Raw genomic sequence first — 17,529 nt, 5'->3', positions numbered from 1 at the left:
GCGACAGAGGCCCGCAGCCATCTGCCACCACTGGACCCCGCTTGCCGCACGGCCTAAGACACTTCTATGATGCTTCGACAAGCTCTCACCCGCGCAGGTCTTGCGCTTTTGCTGCTGGCGAGCCTCGCCATGTCAGCATCAGCGTTTGCGCATAGAACAACTCAGCCTGATCCCGACTTGCTGGCCTATGTCAGCATGGGTGGCACGCTGGCCGAGCTGTGCGGCGAGGATAATCTCGCGCATCACCTGACCGCGGGCTGCGAGGCCTGCAGGATCAGCGCCAACGCCCTGACTCCAGATGCGACGGCGCAGGCCCTGGCGCCGGTGGTTTATAGCCTTATCCAACAGAACGACACCTCCGAAGCCGCGCCCGCGCCACGGCACGCGCATCTGACACCGCCAAGCCGCGCACCGCCGCCCTTGTGATCCCTTCACGCAGCTCAAACACTCCAAAAGGATCACAGAATGACACGTTTTACACTTGCGGCCGCCACCGCGCTCTTGGCCCTGTCCACCGCCGCCCTCGCACATGACTACAAGGTCGGTGCCCTGGTTATCGACCACCCGATGGCCTTCAACACCGCGCCCACCGCAAAGTCAGGCGGCGGCTATCTGACCATCACCAACACGGGCGAGACCGCCGACCGCCTGATCGGGGTGCGCGCGGACTACCCCAAGGTCGAGTTGCACACGACTGAAGAAAAGGACGGCATCGCCCGCATGATGCATGTGGAGGCCATCGACATTCCCGCCGGTGAGACGGTGGCACTGGAGCCCGGCGGGCTGCATGTGATGTTCATGGGCCTTGGTGGCAACGGGTTCGATGTGGGTGACAAGATCCCCGCGACGCTCATCTTTGAGCAATCGGGCGAGCTTGAGGTGGAATTCAGCGTCGAAGAGCGCGGCACCGCTGTCGGGCATGATCACGGCAACCACGGCAAAACCAACTGAGGCGCGCGCAGGGTCCGGTGACCGGGCCCTGCACGTTCTACCCGTGACAAGAGCCAACCAGACCTGCCGTCAACGCACGCTTTGCGCCACGCCCAGAGCCTGAGCTGTTACATCAAGAGCTTCGGGCGCGCTAAAGAGGATACCGTGGCCCGCCTCCATCAGATGAAGTTCCGCATTGGGCAGACGCTCTGCCAAAGCGCGCTGCGCCGCTGGTGAGGCTTGCCTGTCGAAGCGGCCCGCAATCACGGTCGTGGGGGCTGTGATCCCGTCGAGGGCCGTCGTGCAATCATGGCCGCGCCGCGCGGTCAGCAGACGCCCATAGCCGCCCGATGCGATCGACGGCACGGCAAAGGCTGTCTCAAAAGCAACCCGCTCGGCTAGTATCTGTTCAAAGGCATCGGGGTCGGTCTTGGCAAGGTCCTCCTGACGACTGTCCTGCAGGCACAGGGCTGCGCGGGCCGCATCCTGTCGGGACAGATCAAGAAACTCAGCGATGTCATACGAGGCATGCTCCGGCCCGCCGGCCGTGGCGGAAGAGATGATCAGCTGTGTCACTCGCTGCTGTGCCCGCGCGGCCAGATGCAGCGCGGTCATGCCGCCAAAGCTCTCGGCCACGACATGCGCAGTCGCCCAGCCGACAGCATCCAGCACGGCCAGCGCATCATCGGCATAGTCGACCATGGTCCATGGGCCATCCGGCTGCTCAGTCCGCCCGATGCCGCGCGGCTCATAGGTGACGATGTCGCAGTGCTGCACCCAAGGCGCGTCCAGGAAAGTCCGCTTCAGGCGCAAATCGAAGTTTGACCCGCCGAGAAACAGCACCCTGGGAGACTGAGGCCCACCCGCCTGCCGCCGCACATGATGCACCGTCAACCGATCCGTGCGCAGAGGCCCTTCCTGAACTGCGGTTTCTGCGAGGGTCACAGCAAGGCCTCGCCCAGCATCTTGGCACCGCTGATCGCCAGAAAGAGAGCAAAGGCCAACCGCAACCGCTGCGCATTCAGCCGGTGGGCGAGCCGCACGCCAAGCGGCGCAAACAGAACCGTGGTGAGTGAAATGATGATCGCTGCGGGCAGATTGATGTAGCCCAGCGAATAGGGCAGCAGCCCTTCGATGCCCTGCCCTGCCGCTGCATAGCCGACCACGCCCGGCACGGCGATTGTCAGCCCGAAGAGCGCGGCGGTGCCCACCGCCCGGTGCACCGGGACGGACAGAAGCGTCAGTATGGGCACCGACAACGTGCCGCCACCGATCCCCATCATGGCAGAAAACACCCCAATCGGCGCAGCGACCGCAGCACGGGGCAGCGCGCCCTTGGGCGGGGCGTCCGCCAGGGTCACCGCCCTTGGGGCCAACATGTTGGCCACGACGATCAACGCGACCACCCCAAAGATCGCCGCCAGCAACGCCGCATCAACGCGCGCGGCCAGCAACCCGCCCAGCAGCGCGCCGGCAATCATCCATGGCGCCCAGGCGCGAAACAGCGGCAGATCGATGGATCCCTTGCGGTGATGTGCAAGCGCTGATGAGATCGACGTAGGGATGATCGTCGCCAGCGAGGTCGCCACCACAAAATGCAGCGCGACGTTCTCGCCCACATCCAGCAACCCGGCTTCGGTCAACCAATAGAGTGCCGGGACGATCACGATGCCGCCGCCAACGCCCAGCAGCCCTGCAAGCGTTCCGGCACTCGCGCCGACAGCCAGCAGGAGCGGCAAAATCACAGCCCACAGGGAGAGGTCACTCACGCTGTGCTCCGCGCCCGCAGCGCGCGCCACACCGGCAGCATCAGCGCGACACATGCCGCCAGCGCCAGCACGAGGGCGATGGGGTGACCGGTGAAAAAGGCAAGGAAGTTGCCATCGGTCAGGATCAACCCCTGCCGCAATGTGAGCTCCAGCGTCGGACCAAGCACCATGCCGATCACCAGCGGGGCCATGGGGACCCCTTGCCGCCGCAGGAGAAAACCAACCACGCCCGCGCCCCCCATCACCAGCAGGTCAAACGGGTTGCCGCGCACGAAATAGATGCCCACAGCACAGAGGATCACAATGGCGGTCATCATGAACGCCTCGCGCACGCGCAGAATGGGGGCCGCCACCCGCGACAGCAGCATGCCCAGTGGCAGCAACAACAGGTTGATGATGAAGAACCCCGTGAAGATGGCCGCAATCAGGGTCGGGTTATCCTCGACCAGTTTGGGCCCCGGGGTGATGCCATGCAGGGTGAGCGTGGCCAGCATCACGGCGGTGATCGCGTCCCCCGGAATACCCAACGCCATGGTCGGGACCAGCGCGCCCCCGGTGACGGCGTTGTTCGCCGCCTCGGAAGAGACAATCCCATCCGGTTCGCCTTTGCCGAAACCGGCGCGGTTGGGCGAGGATCTCCGCCCCTCGGCGTAGGAGATGAAGGCCGCGGTCGCCGCACCGGTGCCCGGCAATACGCCGATCAGGTTTCCTATGACCACCGACTTGCTCAGATTGCGCAGCCGCCCCCGCCACATCGCCCGACTGGGCAACACGATGCCGTTGAAGGCCACCAGCTCAGACACTTTGCTGATGTGCACGCTGGCGCGCATGAACACTTCCGACAGGGCGAAGACGCCGATGACAACCGCAAGCAGGTTGAACCCCGCAAAGAGCTGCCAATTGCCGAAGGTAAAGCGCATCTCTCCCAGAATAGGGTCACCGCCCACAGTCGACAGGAAGATGCCGATCATCCCGGCCAGCAACCCTTTCACAACGGAGCCGGTCGAGACCGAAACGATACAGGTCATCCCAAGCAGTATCAGCGCAAACGTCTCAATCGGGCCGAACTCCAGTGCGACGGAGGCAAGCTGCGGCGCTGCAAAGATCAGCACAACAGCTGAGATCAGACCGCCGACAACAGACGCCACGGTAGCCCAGCCAAGCGCCAGCCCCGCCTCGCCCCGCTGCGCCATCGGGTAGCCATCCAGACAAGTTGCCGCCGATTGCGGCGTGCCGGGTGTGTTGATCAGGATCGCGGCGATGGACCCGCCATAGACAGACCCGGCATATACAGCCAACAACAGCAGAATCGCGGGGGCCTGTGACATGGTCAGCGTGAAGGGCAAAACGATGGCCACGGCAACCGTGGACCCGATGCCCGGCATGGCCCCAAGGATGATCCCCAGAACCGTGCCCAGCACCAGCACGACAAGCCCTTCGAAGCTCAGCAGAATGGCGATGGCATCAGGAAGCGACGACAGCATGGGCCCGACCTAGAACAGATATGTGAAACGCGAGGTCGGCAGTGGCATGCCAAGCGCGTGATTGAACAACAGCACCAGTGTCCCCGGCACCGCGATGGCAAAGACAGGGACAAACAGCGGATGCCGGATGCCGAACGCAGACAGACAGATCAGCGCAAAGACAACAGAGGGCAGAAAAAAGCCCTCGGACCCGATGAGGTTCACGTAGACAAGCGTTGCCACCAGAACGACACCAATCCGCAACCAGCTTGCAATCGGCTGCGCCTGGTCATCGGCGCGGGCGGACTGCACGAGGGAGATCACAGCCAGACCGATCCAGAGGGCCAGGATGATCCGGGGGAAGAACATCGGCGATTGCGCCAGATCGCTCGACGAAAAGCTCTGAGCGAATGTCGAGGCATAAAGGGCCAGCGCCACGATCAGCAGCCCAAGCTGAACGACCACCCGCTCATTGGCGATGCGTGTCATGAGGTCATCTTTCAAATTGGCAGCGGGCCGGCCCGGCATCCGGGCCAGCGCCACCGCCGGGAGGCGTTAGAGGCCTGCCGCTTCGATCAGGGCTGCGTTGGATTCGTATTGCGCGCGGAAGAATGCGTCGAATTCCTCAGCGCCACGGTAGTTGATCACCGTGCCGGAATTGGCCGCAAACTCCTGAAAGCCGTCAGAGGCCACAGCCCCTTCGCAGGCCGCTTCCAGCTTGGCCGTCACATCCGGCTCCAGCCCAGCAGGCGCAAAAAGACCACCCCAGAGATAAAGCTCGTTCAGCGGCGCCGCGATACCAACCTCAGTTGCGGTTGGCACATCGGGAAAGCCCTCAACGCGTTCGCTGTTGAACACAACCAGAGGGCGGAAGTCGCCCCGCTTCATCAGAATTTCCGTATCGCCAAAGAACTGGATGTTGCCCGCCGTCAGCTCCTTGATCGCCGGACCAGACCCCTGGAACGGCAGGTGCTTCATGTCATCGATGATGCCAAGCCCTGCAAAGGCCGAGACCATCGTCAGATGCGTGATGGCGCCCGGGCCGGACGAACCATAGACATATTTTCCCGGCTCCGCCTTCACCGCGCTGACCACATCCTCCATCGACTGGAACGGGCTGTCTGCGGTCACGAACAACATGGTGGGCGACGCCGCGACCGAGCAGATCGGCGTCCAGCTGTCGACGCCATAGGGCACGTTTTTGATCTGAGGCTGGATCGTCGACACGGTGACTGACATATAGGCCATCTGGTATCCATCCGGGCGCTGCCCCTGTAAAGCCGAGGCCGCAACCGTGCCCGACCCTCCAGCCATATTGGACACAAAGACGTCTGACCCGATGGCCTCCGCAAAATGCGGCGCCAACCCGCGCAACAAGAGGTCCGTCCCGCCGCCGGCGTTGAACGGCGCAATCAGGTTGATCGGCCGCTCCGGAAAGCCGTCGGCAACGGCTGCAGATGCCGCAAATGCAGCGCCAAACATGGCTGATGTAAGAGTGCTGAGCTTCATGTCTTCCTCCCAAAGAAATCTCATTGGTAACGATGTCATGGCACAAACAGCGCTGTCAATTGAATTGTTAACGTTGTCAACAATGGTGTTTCTGGCTAAAGTTTGGGTATGAGCGAAGGATCTTCCACAAAAACCGCCAGGCCTGTCCGCGCAACGTTGAAGGATGTGGCCACCCGCGCCGGTGTGTCGGAGATCTCCGTCTCACGGGTGATGCGAAACGCGCCCAACATTTCAGATGCGCTGCGCCGCAAGGTGACCGATGCCGCAAATGCGCTCAGCTACACGCCGAACCGCCTGGCCGGTGCTCTCAAAAGCCAGAGCAGCAATCTGGTGGCTGTCGTCTTACCCTCCATGAGCAATGCCGTCTTCCCCGCCGTGCTAGACGGTATCGAGTCCGTGCTGGATGAACAGGGGCTCAACGCGGTCCTGGGGCTGAGCGGATACGACCCTGACCGCGAGGTGCGCGTTATCCGCGAACTGCTGTCCTGGTCACCCAAGGGCATCATCCTGACAGGGGTACATCACGGAGAGGCCGTGCGCGGCATGATCGCCCAAATGGATGTTCCGGTGGTGCAGATCATGGACATCGAAGGCGATCCGATCGGCTCCATGGTTGGCGTGTCACACAGCCACGCGGCCATCGCTGCTGCCGACCACCTGCACGCAAGGGGATATCGCCGCATTGGCTATATCGGCGCGTGGAATGAGCGGCCCGAGCGCTCGCTTGCGCGCCGCCTCGCCTTTGAGCAGCAGCTACAGCACCACGGCACACCCTTGGTCGCGGCCCATATTCTTGAAGACCGATCCTCCGCCCGCATTGGCGCGGCCGCGACGATCGCACTGCTGACTGAGCATCCGGAGATCGACTGCATTTTCTATGCAAATGATGACCTTGCCCTTGGTGGGTTGTTTTACGCGCTGTCCGCTGGTCTCGACGTTCCGCGCGAACTCGGTCTGATGGGTTTCAACGGGCTTGATATCGGGAAGGCCACGCCGATCCCCCTGTCGAGCATCGAGACGCCGAGGTTCCAGATGGGTGCAAAAGCCGCGGATCTTTTGCTTCGGTCACGCACCGAAGGGCCGCAAACGGTTGACCTGGGTTTTCGGGTCTTCGATGGGGGAACGACATAGGCGTACCGGCAAAGGACCAACTCAACCGGGTGGGCCGCGCGGTTCCCCATGCGTGCGACGGCGGCCATAGCGCTACCGCCGCCCAGGCGACCAAACTGATTGACTGGCGCATAGAGGCGACGGCTCGCTTTGGCGCACTACTGGGGATCGGACCGCCACCCTACCCAGCAATCATCAGGGCCGTATTGCCAGGAAGATGAGCGTAAGGTGCTTTTGCTCAAAATCGCTCTTCACAAGCTCAGGCGGGCAGGCTAAAGACAAGCGACCTTCCTAAGCGTGCGGATGTGGCGGAATGGTAGACGCGCAGCGTTGAGGTCGCTGTGGGGTAACACCCGTGGAAGTTCGAGTCTTCTCATCCGCACCATAAAAGAATTCACCTTTCGAAATACCCCCTAACATCTTGAATGGTATGGATATTTTGGGAGTTCTAGCGCCCTCGTTTCGGCAGTAGGCAATGGGACCCCCAAAGGCCAGTTTCAGCACCAATCGGCGGGCCTGAACATGACCTGTTTCCCAGAGTTTCCAGGGGTTTGCGAGGAATCGCAGCGCGAGTTCTAGTTTTTTGTCGAAGGCACCCTTGCCCGGCATCTGATTGACCAGAATATCGCTCTGTTTCACCTTTTCCCGCTCCAGCTTCGCAAGCTTATCTTCATAGGCGCGGATGACCGTGTCGTTGTTCGTATCCATGATCCGGGCTAGGACTTGCTCAATCTCCCGCTCAATGGATGCAAGACGACGTTTACCAGCAGCGATATTCGCCTTGGCTTGGTCGCTGCGCATGGCCCAGGCGTCTTTAAACATCTGCGTGGTGAGCGTGATTAGACTTTGCGTTGGTGTGAGCGCCTTCACGATCTCGCCGACCTCTCCTTCGATTTTGTCGCGTGGAATCGACTTGCCGTAGGCTTTGCAACCTTTGGTCTGGCAGAGGTAATAGGCATAGTATTTTGTCAGGCCCTTGCTCCAGGAGGAGCGCAGGGGCGCGTCACAACACGCGCAAGTCGCAATGCCGCGTAAGGCGAAATCATCCCCAATATTGGATCGCCTTGGAGCATAGGCAGCGCCTTCACGACGCTTTTGCACTTTGTCGTAGGTCTCCAGCGATATCAGTGGCTCATGTTGCGCTTTCAGCCAGTTCAAGCCGTAGCGCTCCGAGCAGATGTACCCGGCATAAATTGGTCGGGTTAGAACATCCGCGACACGCTGTTGCACGACTTGCCCGTGGCGGTTGCGCGGAAACTCAGGGAAGCTGTCAAAGAAGCGCATAACCTCCGCTTGTGTCGCAAAGCGGCCCGAGGCAAACCCTTCAATCCCCTCCTTTACGATGCTGTCCAATGGCGGGTTCGGGATCAGCACTTTGCCCCGGCCTTTCTGGGTTTGGTAGCGATAGCCGATGGGCGCGTTGTGTATCCAATAGCCATTTTGCATCCGCGCTTTCATCTTTTGCGCGACTTGGCGTCCGTTCTGTTTCCGCTCCAGCTGGCCTTGGGCAGCCAGGATCGTTTCGATGAATTCCCCCTCGGGTGTATCTTCAAAGGTGAAGTTCAAACATTCCACCGACGCATCGCGTTGGCGAAACGCATCACGCAGGCGGAAGTGGAAATCACGATCACGGGCAAAACGCTTGAGGTCATCGAAGATCACGACATACCGCTCGTCAGGCTGCGAATCGAGAAACGACAACAAGGCAACCATGCCAGGGCGCTTCATGAAATCTCCCTCGCCAGTAATCGTGTCGGGAAAGACCGCAGCAACGTCATAGCCCTTGGCCTGCGCATATTGACGGCACCGGGTCTCCTGGCTCTCAAGCCCATGCCCGGTGACTTCCTGCGCTTTAGAACTGACACGGCAATAGATCACCGCCTTGGTGGGTTTGGTGTTTACTAGTCCGTCCATGGGGCCTCCTCGTGTCTGTCTTGATGGGTGGTGTCTTGTTCTAGCAAGTATAGCAGATCAGGCGGATCGTCGGACAACGGATCATCCGGTTCTCCACAGATTTGGTTCACGGGATCGAGGTCAAAACCAAGATCGACAAACATCACGGCAATGGACCAAAGGGGTTCGATCAGCTCCTTTTGTTGGTCCAGGGGCATATCGCTCTCTTCGAGCATGACGGCATAGACGTCCCAGTCGATGCTTAAGGTTGGTCGTGATGGCAAATCATCACAGCTGTTGGTTGGCGCGGGCATGGGGCGCTCCTTTCTTCTATAGATTTTGGGAAAATGTGGTTCGATTGGCGTTGTCCGAATTCGGGCGCGCAAAAAGAACAAATATAGAACATAGTCGCACATCTTCCGCATCAGCGCAAGGAAGATTTGTGAATATTTTCCTAGGCTTGCGGGAAAGGTAGCATGCCACACCAACGCTATGCCGGGTGTTTAGGGGGTGATTGCGGGTGGAAATCACCCAAAGACCCTTGCCCTTCAGCCATACATTTGTATCGCTCAGAAACATGACAAAGACAGAACTAGATTGGCTCAATCTATCAGCAGCGGAGCGCAACGCACCGACGAGGAAGCTCTATCAAGTCCTGCGTAAACTGCACAAACAACTTGGCGGACGGTTCGATGATCTGTTTGAAGAGGCTCAGAGCGTACCGCTGACTCCAAGCCTTGATCCCTACACAAACATCAAGCGTGGCGTCTATGACCGCCGCAAAATGCGCAATATCCATGAGTGGCTGGCGCAGAACCACTTTGCTTTTGCCCAGAGCCAAGCCCCAAGACTGTTCAAATATCCGCGCCGATCCGCTTGGGATGTATTCCTTGAAACCCATAGCGTGAAAGGCGGGCTGGCCGTTGTTCCCACGGGTGGCTTCGGACTAGCCAGCCGAAAACCCCACCAAAATGGCATTCCTGTGTTCCAGTTGAGCCAGGAATACCTCTTTGAACTCACCACTCCAGAGCCAGCCTATGTCGTGGCTTTTGAAGAATATCAGGGGAAATGGCATCCGTTGGGAATCGGTGAGACCGAATCCACACTTGTCGCGCACGTTGGCACCGGTAAGACAAGGCTCCCTTGCGCAAAAGATGGTACGCCTATCCCGCTCATGGAACACGATCAAACGGGCCAGCATGGCTTTGCATTTGTCCTGTGTTTCGGCCAAAAACCAACCCCAGACCAAGCAGGTCTCATGTTCTACGCCAGAGACCACCGAGTGGCGGCCATGCAAGTAACGATGCAAGTGAGGCTGTAGACGATCACTGTCTTACACCAGCCGCAGAAAATCCCAAACGGACATCGATTTTTGATGGGTAGTGTACCTCCAGATCCGATGTCCGGGAGGAGACCTAAACGTCGCAAGATTTGCACAATACAACTAGCAACCTATCGAAAAGAAGATGTCAGGATCTCAGTCTAGATACTAAAATAGCACCGAGCTCAACGCTGAGCGGAACTCGGGCCTCCTTTGCGATACTATTGGGAGAGCCTTTGTCTTGCTTCTCTGCTTCTAAGCTATACAAATGTTCCGACAATGTGCACTCGTAAAATCCACAAATGAGTATGAACAGGTGCTGCTTTTATGCGTATTAGATCGATCACAATAGAGAATTTCCGAGCAATCAACTCCGCCCACTTGGTTGATCTATCAGACGCAGTGGTCATTGCTGGCCCGAATGGTTGCGGCAAGTCCAGTATTTTCGATGCAATTCGCTTTCTAAAATCTGCCTATGGCCAATATGAAGTCAACGAATTTTCGAGTTGGTTTAACGAATTTCAGATTGACACCAACAAATTGCAATCTGATGCAATACGTATATTCAACGACCCAAACAAACCGCTAAAAGTCGCAGCTGAATTCCAGATTAGCAAAGCAGAAGATAGGTACCTGAGAGAAAATGCATTCGAGATCTTTCGAAAACTAAAGTGGTCAGATTTAATTAGGGGAAGATCCAGAAGTGGTGATACTCATATTCGTGATCCAAGGACAAAACAGGCGGATTCAAGAATAGTCGAGGAGCAAGCGCGCGAGCTAGCGAAAAATCTGATCAATTGTTTAGACAAAGAATTCCATCTCGCCAAGCTAACGATGACCCCGGGAGATACACCTGCAGTGATGGGTGAGCCATTGCTCGAACTAGTATTTTCACTTTACCAGCCTGGGCTGCTAGGAGTTATTGATTATCAATCACCTTCACGCATTTACGGACGCGAAAATATCCAAAACCTGAGTCTTCAAATCCGAGAATCATCACAGAAGAGAGCGGCGCAAAGTTCGCTCTATAACACTCAGAGCAAGTATACAGGCATTAAGACTGAGATGGCTCAATCATATATCAAAGAGCTTTTGACGGAGAAGGCTGGTATACCAATTTCTGAGCAAAATACTCTTCAAGCAACTTTGGATGAGTTATTTTCAATTTTTTTCCCGGGGAAAAAATTTTTAGGTGTCCTGCCCACACCGGAAGGTGGGTTGGAGTTTCCGGTTGAGCTTGAGAATGGTAAGACACACGATATAAACGAGCTAAGTTCGGGGGAAAAAGAGGTTCTTCTTGGCTACTTGAGACTCAGAAATAGTGCTCCTAAAAACTCAATCATTCTGTTGGATGAGCCGGAGCTACATCTCAACCCAAGACTTGCACGTGGGCTACCTCGCTTCTACCAAAAACACTTAGGAGAAGCCCTTGGTAACCAAATATGGCTCGTAACTCACTCGGATGCAATTCTTAGAGAAGCGGTGCAGGAGCCGTCATACAATGTTTTTCACATGCAACCTCCGACAAGCTCGGATTCGACCCGAAATCAGGTGGAGGTGGTTGATGCATCGGCTGAGGTCGAAACAGCTATTATTAGTTTGGTCGGCGACCTCGCAGCCTACAGCCCACGTTCAAAAATACTTCTTTTGGAGGGCGAAGATTCGGATACCGATGCCCGTATAATTACTGAGCTTTTTCCAGAGCTAGCCGAGAAAGTGAACCTTATCTCTGGTGGTAGTAAGTCAAACGTTCAAGCCGCTCATCGAGTATTGAACCAAGCATCTTTAAGTGGTGGGATTGATGCAAGGTTCTACTCCATAGTTGACCGGGATTTTGATGGGGCTGAAATAGCGCCAGAGACTAACAGATATTCTTGGGATGTATATCACATTGAGAATTTCTTACTGCATCCAAGATTTATTCTCGGGGCACTCCGAGGGCTTTCGATGGGAACAGCAATAGCTTCTGAGGCGGAAGTACAAGAACATATGGAGGAAGCGGCGGCTGAGACTGTAGATGAGCTGGCACGAATAAAGCTTGAGCGCTATATTAATAGTCGGATTTTAGGATCCGTTTCATACGGTTATTCTCCGTCCATTCCAGTTGCGACCGGCTTGGCTAGTGCTGTCCAAAGATCATTTATAAAGATATCTGAAGCAGTGGAACAAGAGCTTACGTCGGAAAAAATTAACGAACAATTTCTGAGAATCCAAAGAGACTTGAACGCTTCCTTAGCAGATGGTCGCTGGCTCAAGGAGTTTCGGGGACGAAACATTATAAGACGTCTCGCTGGAAGGTATGGTTACAGCTATGAAACACTGAGAAACCTGATTGTTAGCCGTATGCGCGAAGAGCAGTTCAAACCTGATAATATGAAAACGGTGCTCCAAATGGTAATTGATAGCTAAGAAATCGTGCTCTTTGACAGGTCTAACGACAGGGCTAAGCTATTCGATCAACTTTGCAGTCTGCGCTTTCTGCGGACACCGACCTTCGGTGAGGTATAGGATTATGGTTCACTCTTTTTGGTCGCCGATCCATCCCAACCGTTTGAGGATCTTGTCATTGGTTGCCTTGAGCGCCGCCCACTGTTTTGCAGCTTGCGTTTGAAAGTCTTCTGGGCGGTTGGCTGTCCCGGACAAGAGCGCGTCGATATCTTCAAAAAACGCATCGGCAGTTCCAACCGCTGTCCAAGCATCGGGTACCGTGCCCAGGTTGCGCTTGTCCTCATAGGTGGCGTCAAAGGCCACCAGCAGGATCAGGCCCTGGATCAGCGCCTTGGCCTCCTCCTGCCAGAAGGGTTCTCCCTTGTCGTGCTTTTGCACCAAAGCATCGGCCAGCAGCATCGCATTCTCCGGTGCATCCGGGTCGTTTACATGCACCCAATCCAGCGGGTTGAACCGCGCGGGTGTCACTCCGGCCTGGGTGGCGGCGATATCCCACGGGTCAATCGCCATGACCTCCTGGCCCATGTCTTGGCGGGCTTTGGCTGTGATCAGGCAGTTCTCGCCCTTCACATCAATCACCAGCACCGAACCTTTGTGACTGAGCAGGTTCGGCACGATATGCGACACCCCTTTGCCTGTGCGCGTGGGTGCGTAGGTGAAAAGATGCCGGTCGCCGCTATAGCAGAACGGAACATGGTTCCCTTCATAGGAGACGGTGCCCAGCCGGATACCATTGCGGCCCAGGAGCTTTTGTTCGGCCAGATGCGGCACGCTGGCCCATTGCGCCGAGCCAAAGGTGGTGGGCGTTGTGCCCAGACCCCGCAACGCCTGACCGATGTAATAGCCCACGCCATAGGCAAAGCCGATCACGGCCAGAAGCGCTGCTGCGCTCCACCCGACAGGCCCACTATTGATCGCGGCAATCAGGCTGGCGAAGATCAAAGCCAGCGCCATCAAAACGGCCCGCAATTCTTTCCCCGCTGGGGAGAACAGCCACCCTATGGCAAAGCCAACGCCGGTTGCGCCAGCCATCAGCGTCACCCGCGAAACAGTCATCCAGGCCCGATACTGACCGTTGGAATCGTAGTGATAGGGATTGAAGTCGAACAACCCCTGCGCCGCTGCACCGCCTGCCGTCATTGCGACCACCGTCGCCGCGCCAATCCCGGCACCCCAAATCCAGCGGGACCCATCCCGCCCATTCTTCTTCGAAACACGTTTCACAAACACATCTCCTCTGATTGAGTTCAACGTGCTCGTGTCATCGCCCATCACACCCACACCCCGCGCGGGTGTTCAGGGGGTGATTGGGGGTGGTTTTATGGGATGGTTGGTGAAAACCTCACGGTCGTTTCTTGCGACCGGCTGCGCCAAACGACATGATTCCGCCCTGATACATATTGCGAGAAGCCAGATCGCTGCAAAATAAGGCTCATCGCCTTACCAGTGGAGTTGCTATCCTCGACAAATCCAAACAGAGGCGCATCATTCTGCTGCGCAACAATATTTTGAAAAAATAGTCCGCCAATACCACGACGCCGTACGCGCGGTTCGACCCAAAGCCCAATCTCACGAGAGGCGTCAAATAGAACGACAATCGCGCGCAAATTGCCATCGCAGTTGTCGAGCCAAGCCTTCACGGGTTGGTTGGCAACCGTACTACCTTGTGGCACATAAAACGAGGAGCATACCCCAGAGCGTACAGCGAACGCACTCCACGCGTCACTGGTCGGGAAACGCCGTATCAGGATCGATCTGCCCAAAGTCGGTCTCATATCTCAGAAAAAGTGCTTCCATTTCATCGACGGATTTTTCTTCGATGCAGTGCCATCGGATAAATGCATCAATCTGCTCTGACATGCGCTCATCCAACGACACCAGCAGAACCAGCTCGTTCACGGGCGTTTCGCCGTCCGGTAGGCGACCGTCATTCAAAAACGCGTAAAGTGGATAAAAGGCATCCGGCCCGGTGGCCTCAGGATACAGCGGCTTTGCATCATCGTTTTCATTCACCACCACGCGAAGGCCGCGCAGAGAACCGGCATGCGTCACACTCAAAATTGGGTTTCCGTCACGCTCTGTATCGTAAAGCGGTTCAAAGCCCGCCATATCCTCGCCCAGTACTGATCGGACACGTTCAGCCCAATAGAGTTCGAGCATCAGAAATTCAAAATCTTCGGTCCGCCAGTTTCGAAACGGAAAAGAAGAGTGCGCGCGAATATCAGCAAGCGTGTAACTTGGAGGTGCCATCGAAACCTACGCGATAAAGTTTGGGGAGGGGCCGTAGCTGTCAACATCATAGCGTTTTCCACCACTCGGATCAGATGCTGGAAATGTCTTTTCGCCGAGATAGCCAGCCGGAGGACGCGCTGCAATCCAGCTCTCCAGCCGTGCTTTCGCTTGTGTGCGCACGTTACGTTGACGACGGTTCAGCATTGCCCATGTCGTTTGCGACAAACCAAGCGCAGCAGCAACTGCAATTGGTGATCCGTTATTGACCAGGGGTGCTGCGCCGATTGTACTCCTCGTCGTTCCCCCACAGTCTCGACCTTGAGCATGAACCCGCACAGAATATGGCCTGGGGCAATTACCAGACACGCAGGTATCGGTTCTCGTAACAGCCCGTGTTTCTGGGACCGTCTCTGCATCCGAGCGCGTTGCTTGATAGACTTCATTGCCCAAGAGCACTGTTCCAACAGTAATAATGGTGCCGCCAACCGCCCAAACGACCCAACCGGGAGGGCCACCGGCCGCCGCCGGGGCCATGATCGCATATCCGCTCATTCCGTTGTCTCTGACCTCCGATGAAAGGCCATGGCCATCAATATGACATGGCGGGCTTTGGTGTTACCGCTCAAAGCAGGGTTCTCCATAATATAGGCGAAGTTCTGATCCGTCGTGATGTCGATGCCGCTTTGCAAACAAAGCGCAAAAAGGCCACGCTGATACACGCCCTTATCCGTCAGCGTCACGATCCGATGCCATATCCGCCAATCACCAGACATTCGGTAAGCAGTAACCTGCTGATGCAAAACAGGGTCTTCAGCGACAAGGTCACGCTCGAATGCGTACAGGCCATCTTCAAGTGCCCGCTTCGCTTCAAGCTCTTCAATTGCCTCAAATTGTGATCTTGAAAATCGCATGAACTAACCGCTCTAAACCAGTACATCACACGCTATGCAGTTGTGATTGCGGCATCAAAGCCGTTTTGCCCGATAGCGCAACCGAAGCGGATTTCCGGCAAAAAAACGCCGAAGCAATCCATCACCGATCAAAGTTCAATCCGGGTGAGCGGTTGCGCCGCCTCAATGCCTGATCGGGGCCGGAGATGTTGGGCTTTGGTCGTTTGAGGTATGTTGCGATGGTTTTGGCGAGGTGCTGGCGTTCGATTTTATGCCTGTCACGAATGGTGCGGGCGCGGGTTTGGAGGTCTTTGCGCTCTGTCATTTGCGCCAGGATCAGACGGTCGCGCTGTTCTTGATCGCGGTGCAGGCAGATGAGTGCTTCACGTTCATTGCGTTTGATGGTGACGCTGTGCGTGCCGGTCAGGCGGTCAGCTCTCCACGCATTCGGTAGGAATAGGAGATTGTCGTGAAGATCGGTTCGTGCTCCGTCATTGGCTGCAGCCCTCCACATAGGTCCAGCTGCCGCTCCGATACTGCGGATAATCGGCAAACGCCTCCGGAACGGGTTCTTTGACCACCCGCCGCCAGCGCGTGCCCCAGCGGGTTGTGACACGCACCTTGTCATATGGTGGATGATACGGGTTCGGCAGGAAGCGACCTGTCATCATCGGATCATCCCAATAGGGCATGCGCGAGCCGATCACGCCACCTGAGAGACCATCTGCGAAGAGATAGAGCGCATCCTCCGGGCCGTAGCGCACTTCGTCAGGCGTGCGGATGGCGCGTTTGACTTTGACCTTATGCCGCATTTCATAGGCGATCCCGGCAAGCTTGACGGCGATCTTGAGGGGATCTCCACCGCTGAAGAGTGAACTCAGAAGGCTGGTGCGCTGCGTTTGCGCCCGCGATTGCACCAGCGGCTCGTCATATTCCAATGTTTCGAACCCGAGCAGATTGCTGACACGCTGTGCGGTTACGTGGTCGCGCACGCCGAAGAAGATTTGCACCGCCGCACTGGAGGCGATGAGTTGTGCGCCATCTTGTGTCAGCCGGTTGGCCTGCAAAAAGTCCTGGAAGATCACCAGAGGCCTACAGCCTATACCGGCGCCGTCTGTGAAGAGGCGCACGATCTGCTCATAGCCGAACAGGCGGCCGGCCTCATCAATGACCCACGTCTGGCGTGGCGCATCAGGCGCGCGACCTTTGAGCGTCTTCGCGCTGGCAAGGATGGCTTTCACGATAGCTGACCAAGGTTTGACCATCGCCTCGGGGCACATGAGGTAAAGCTGGTAGGCTTGATCCGTCTCGCAGAGGTCTTCCATCCCGAAGTCGAAGGGTCCCGACAGGGATTCCCGCAAAAGATCATCTGAGAGCGCCCCAAGTGCTGCCTGAAGCTCGCCAATGATGTCATTGAAGCTGCGGCTGTCGGCTTGTTTGGCGTCGTGGATTTCAGCTTCGACGCTGACGCATTCCGCGATGCCGGAGATATGCATCTGATATCCCGCAGCTTACCGCTGCGCGCGCCCGCGGTGAGCACATAGCCCCCCGCGAAGTCCACCCAGAGCCTGCGCCCATAGGCCTTACCGCAATAGATCGAGCCGGGGGTCCACTCGAACATGCCCGCCGCTTCCAGCTCAGCCTCCTCCGCGAGATGAGACGAGCCGAAAGGATATGCCGCGTTCTCGAATGAATGCGCCATGGTTTCAGTCCTTCCAGCGCTGGAAGATGACACTCAGCGCCAGCAGGAGCCCGCCATCCGCGCCGAATTCCTGCGGACTGTCGAAGCCTGGGCAGAGGACCAGTGGATAGGGACACGTTGAGCAAGACACGGCCCAATGTATGTACCGGCTACTGTTCGCAATTGATTTCTTCGCATGTTCTCGGAAGTCGCTCATATGTATCCGGCCTGTTGATCGGCACGCGGGCCGTGGCCTTGTTGGGGTTACGCACGCGCCGTGATC

Annotated in this window: 17 protein-coding genes, 1 tRNA gene and 1 pseudogene; 7 read left to right on the top strand and 12 right to left on the bottom strand. The window is 57.1% G+C overall.

All coding sequences use genetic code 11. The features are described 5' to 3' along the window. Positions 1–66 precede the first annotated feature (66 nt). Together So717_RS20975 and So717_RS20970 are read left to right on the top strand one after the other, a co-directional pair. Positions 67–426, top strand: a complete 360-nt coding sequence (locus So717_RS20975) for a hypothetical protein (protein WP_159981006.1) — start codon at positions 67–69, stop codon at positions 424–426. Positions 427–465: 39 nt separating this feature from the next. Further along, the gene (locus So717_RS20970; protein WP_159981004.1) at positions 466–951 is read left to right on the top strand and encodes a copper chaperone PCu(A)C; all 486 of its coding nucleotides are present in this window, start codon (positions 466–468) and stop codon (positions 949–951) included. 69 nt (positions 952–1,020) lie between these two features. On the opposite strand, the gene So717_RS20965 is transcribed toward So717_RS20970, so the two are convergent. The 5 genes from So717_RS20965 to So717_RS20945 form a co-directional block, all read right to left on the bottom strand. Beyond that, on the bottom strand, positions 1,021–1,875 hold the full coding sequence (locus So717_RS20965; RefSeq protein WP_159981003.1) for an alpha/beta fold hydrolase: 855 nt from the start codon (positions 1,873–1,875) through the stop codon (positions 1,021–1,023). Beyond that, a complete protein-coding gene (locus tag So717_RS20960) occupies positions 1,872–2,699 on the bottom strand; it encodes a sulfite exporter TauE/SafE family protein (protein ID WP_159981000.1) in 828 nt (275 codons plus the stop codon). Before So717_RS20960 ends, So717_RS20965 begins: the two co-directional genes overlap by 4 nt. Then, positions 2,696–4,183 (bottom strand): tripartite tricarboxylate transporter permease, encoded by a 1,488-nt coding sequence (locus So717_RS20955; protein WP_159980998.1) that lies wholly within the window; start codon positions 4,181–4,183, stop codon positions 2,696–2,698. Before So717_RS20955 ends, So717_RS20960 begins: the two co-directional genes overlap by 4 nt. Positions 4,184–4,192: 9 nt before the next feature. Further along, positions 4,193–4,651, bottom strand: coding sequence for a tripartite tricarboxylate transporter TctB family protein (locus So717_RS20950; protein WP_159980996.1), 459 nt, complete (start codon positions 4,649–4,651; stop codon positions 4,193–4,195). Positions 4,652–4,717: 66 nt separating this feature from the next. Further along, entirely contained in the window at positions 4,718–5,695 is a 978-nt protein-coding gene (locus So717_RS20945; protein WP_238841160.1) for a tripartite tricarboxylate transporter substrate binding protein, read from the bottom strand. A gap of 84 nt (positions 5,696–5,779) precedes the next feature. Here So717_RS20945 and So717_RS20940 point away from each other — a divergent pair, with 84 nt between their 5' ends. Together So717_RS20940 and So717_RS20935 are read left to right on the top strand one after the other, a co-directional pair. Next, positions 5,780–6,802: a LacI family DNA-binding transcriptional regulator gene (locus So717_RS20940; RefSeq protein ID WP_159980994.1), complete on the top strand. Its 1,023-nt coding sequence runs from the start codon at positions 5,780–5,782 to the stop codon at positions 6,800–6,802. A 278-nt stretch (positions 6,803–7,080) separates the two neighbouring features. Continuing rightward, positions 7,081–7,166, top strand: a tRNA-Leu gene (locus tag So717_RS20935). A 506-nt stretch (positions 7,167–7,672) separates the two neighbouring features. Here So717_RS20935 and So717_RS22460 read toward each other — a convergent pair. Both So717_RS22460 and So717_RS20925 read right to left on the bottom strand, forming a co-directional pair. Beyond that, positions 7,673–8,695: pseudogene (locus So717_RS22460) on the bottom strand (recombinase family protein); the annotation flags it as partial. Next, positions 8,683–8,988, bottom strand: coding sequence for a hypothetical protein (locus tag So717_RS20925; RefSeq protein WP_159980992.1), 306 nt, complete (start codon positions 8,986–8,988; stop codon positions 8,683–8,685). The pseudogene So717_RS22460 and the gene So717_RS20925, both read right to left, overlap by 13 nt. A gap of 263 nt (positions 8,989–9,251) precedes the next feature. Between So717_RS20925 and So717_RS20920 the strand changes: the two genes are divergently transcribed. Both So717_RS20920 and So717_RS20915 read left to right on the top strand, forming a co-directional pair. After that, entirely contained in the window at positions 9,252–9,995 is a 744-nt protein-coding gene (locus tag So717_RS20920; protein ID WP_238841158.1) for a hypothetical protein, read from the top strand. A gap of 327 nt (positions 9,996–10,322) precedes the next feature. Then, positions 10,323–12,404 carry an AAA family ATPase gene (locus So717_RS20915; protein WP_159980988.1) on the top strand — a complete coding sequence of 694 codons (2,082 nt, stop codon included), beginning with the start codon at positions 10,323–10,325 and terminating at the stop codon, positions 12,402–12,404. A gap of 108 nt (positions 12,405–12,512) precedes the next feature. On the opposite strand, the gene So717_RS20910 is transcribed toward So717_RS20915, so the two are convergent. The 4 genes from So717_RS20910 to So717_RS20895 all read right to left on the bottom strand — a co-directional run bounded on the left by So717_RS20910 (position 12,513) and on the right by So717_RS20895 (position 15,586). After that, positions 12,513–13,667 (bottom strand): type IV secretory system conjugative DNA transfer family protein, encoded by a 1,155-nt coding sequence (locus So717_RS20910; protein WP_202981927.1) that lies wholly within the window; start codon positions 13,665–13,667, stop codon positions 12,513–12,515. Between the two features lie 95 nt (positions 13,668–13,762). Next, positions 13,763–14,083: a hypothetical protein gene (locus So717_RS20905; protein WP_159980984.1), complete on the bottom strand. Its 321-nt coding sequence runs from the start codon at positions 14,081–14,083 to the stop codon at positions 13,763–13,765. An 82-nt stretch (positions 14,084–14,165) separates the two neighbouring features. Next, entirely contained in the window at positions 14,166–14,693 is a 528-nt protein-coding gene (locus So717_RS20900) for a hypothetical protein (RefSeq protein ID WP_238841156.1), read from the bottom strand. Between the two features lie 530 nt (positions 14,694–15,223). Further along, positions 15,224–15,586 (bottom strand): hypothetical protein, encoded by a 363-nt coding sequence (locus So717_RS20895; RefSeq protein WP_159980980.1) that lies wholly within the window; start codon positions 15,584–15,586, stop codon positions 15,224–15,226. 250 nt (positions 15,587–15,836) lie between these two features. On the opposite strand from So717_RS20895, the gene So717_RS20890 reads away from it, so the two are divergent. After that, positions 15,837–16,019, top strand: coding sequence for a hypothetical protein (locus tag So717_RS20890; protein ID WP_159980978.1), 183 nt, complete (start codon positions 15,837–15,839; stop codon positions 16,017–16,019). A gap of 37 nt (positions 16,020–16,056) precedes the next feature. On the opposite strand, the gene So717_RS20885 is transcribed toward So717_RS20890, so the two are convergent. After that, positions 16,057–17,061, bottom strand: a complete 1,005-nt coding sequence (locus So717_RS20885) for a type IV secretory system conjugative DNA transfer family protein (RefSeq protein ID WP_159980976.1) — start codon at positions 17,059–17,061, stop codon at positions 16,057–16,059. Positions 17,062–17,529 lie beyond the last annotated feature (468 nt).

The sequence above is a fragment of the Roseobacter cerasinus genome (assembly GCF_009811755.1).
Taxonomy (GTDB): domain Bacteria; phylum Pseudomonadota; class Alphaproteobacteria; order Rhodobacterales; family Rhodobacteraceae; genus Roseobacter; species Roseobacter cerasinus.
The sequence above is the reverse complement of the archived record's forward strand: the minus strand, read 5'-3'. Positions and strand labels throughout refer to the sequence as shown.

Excerpts from the sequence above, each read along its gene's own strand:
- So717_RS20920 (WP_238841158.1), top strand. The coding sequence starts at position 9,252 with ATGACAAAGACAGAACTAGATTGGCTCAATCTATCAGCAGCGGAGCGC.
- So717_RS20890 (WP_159980978.1), top strand. The coding sequence starts at position 15,837 with ATGCCTGTCACGAATGGTGCGGGCGCGGGTTTGGAGGTCTTTGCGCTC.
- So717_RS20940 (WP_159980994.1), top strand. The coding sequence starts at position 5,780 with ATGAGCGAAGGATCTTCCACAAAAACCGCCAGGCCTGTCCGCGCAACG.
- So717_RS20885 (WP_159980976.1), bottom strand. The coding sequence starts at position 17,061 with ATGCATATCTCCGGCATCGCGGAATGCGTCAGCGTCGAAGCTGAAATC.
- So717_RS20915 (WP_159980988.1), top strand. The coding sequence starts at position 10,323 with ATGCGTATTAGATCGATCACAATAGAGAATTTCCGAGCAATCAACTCC.
- So717_RS20975 (WP_159981006.1), top strand. The coding sequence starts at position 67 with ATGATGCTTCGACAAGCTCTCACCCGCGCAGGTCTTGCGCTTTTGCTG.
- So717_RS20925 (WP_159980992.1), bottom strand. The coding sequence starts at position 8,988 with ATGCCCGCGCCAACCAACAGCTGTGATGATTTGCCATCACGACCAACC.
- So717_RS20895 (WP_159980980.1), bottom strand. The coding sequence starts at position 15,586 with ATGCGATTTTCAAGATCACAATTTGAGGCAATTGAAGAGCTTGAAGCG.
- So717_RS20945 (WP_238841160.1), bottom strand. The coding sequence starts at position 5,695 with ATGAGATTTCTTTGGGAGGAAGACATGAAGCTCAGCACTCTTACATCA.
- So717_RS20900 (WP_238841156.1), bottom strand. The coding sequence starts at position 14,693 with ATGGCACCTCCAAGTTACACGCTTGCTGATATTCGCGCGCACTCTTCT.
- So717_RS20955 (WP_159980998.1), bottom strand. The coding sequence starts at position 4,183 with ATGCTGTCGTCGCTTCCTGATGCCATCGCCATTCTGCTGAGCTTCGAA.
- So717_RS20950 (WP_159980996.1), bottom strand. The coding sequence starts at position 4,651 with ATGACACGCATCGCCAATGAGCGGGTGGTCGTTCAGCTTGGGCTGCTG.
- So717_RS20970 (WP_159981004.1), top strand. The coding sequence starts at position 466 with ATGACACGTTTTACACTTGCGGCCGCCACCGCGCTCTTGGCCCTGTCC.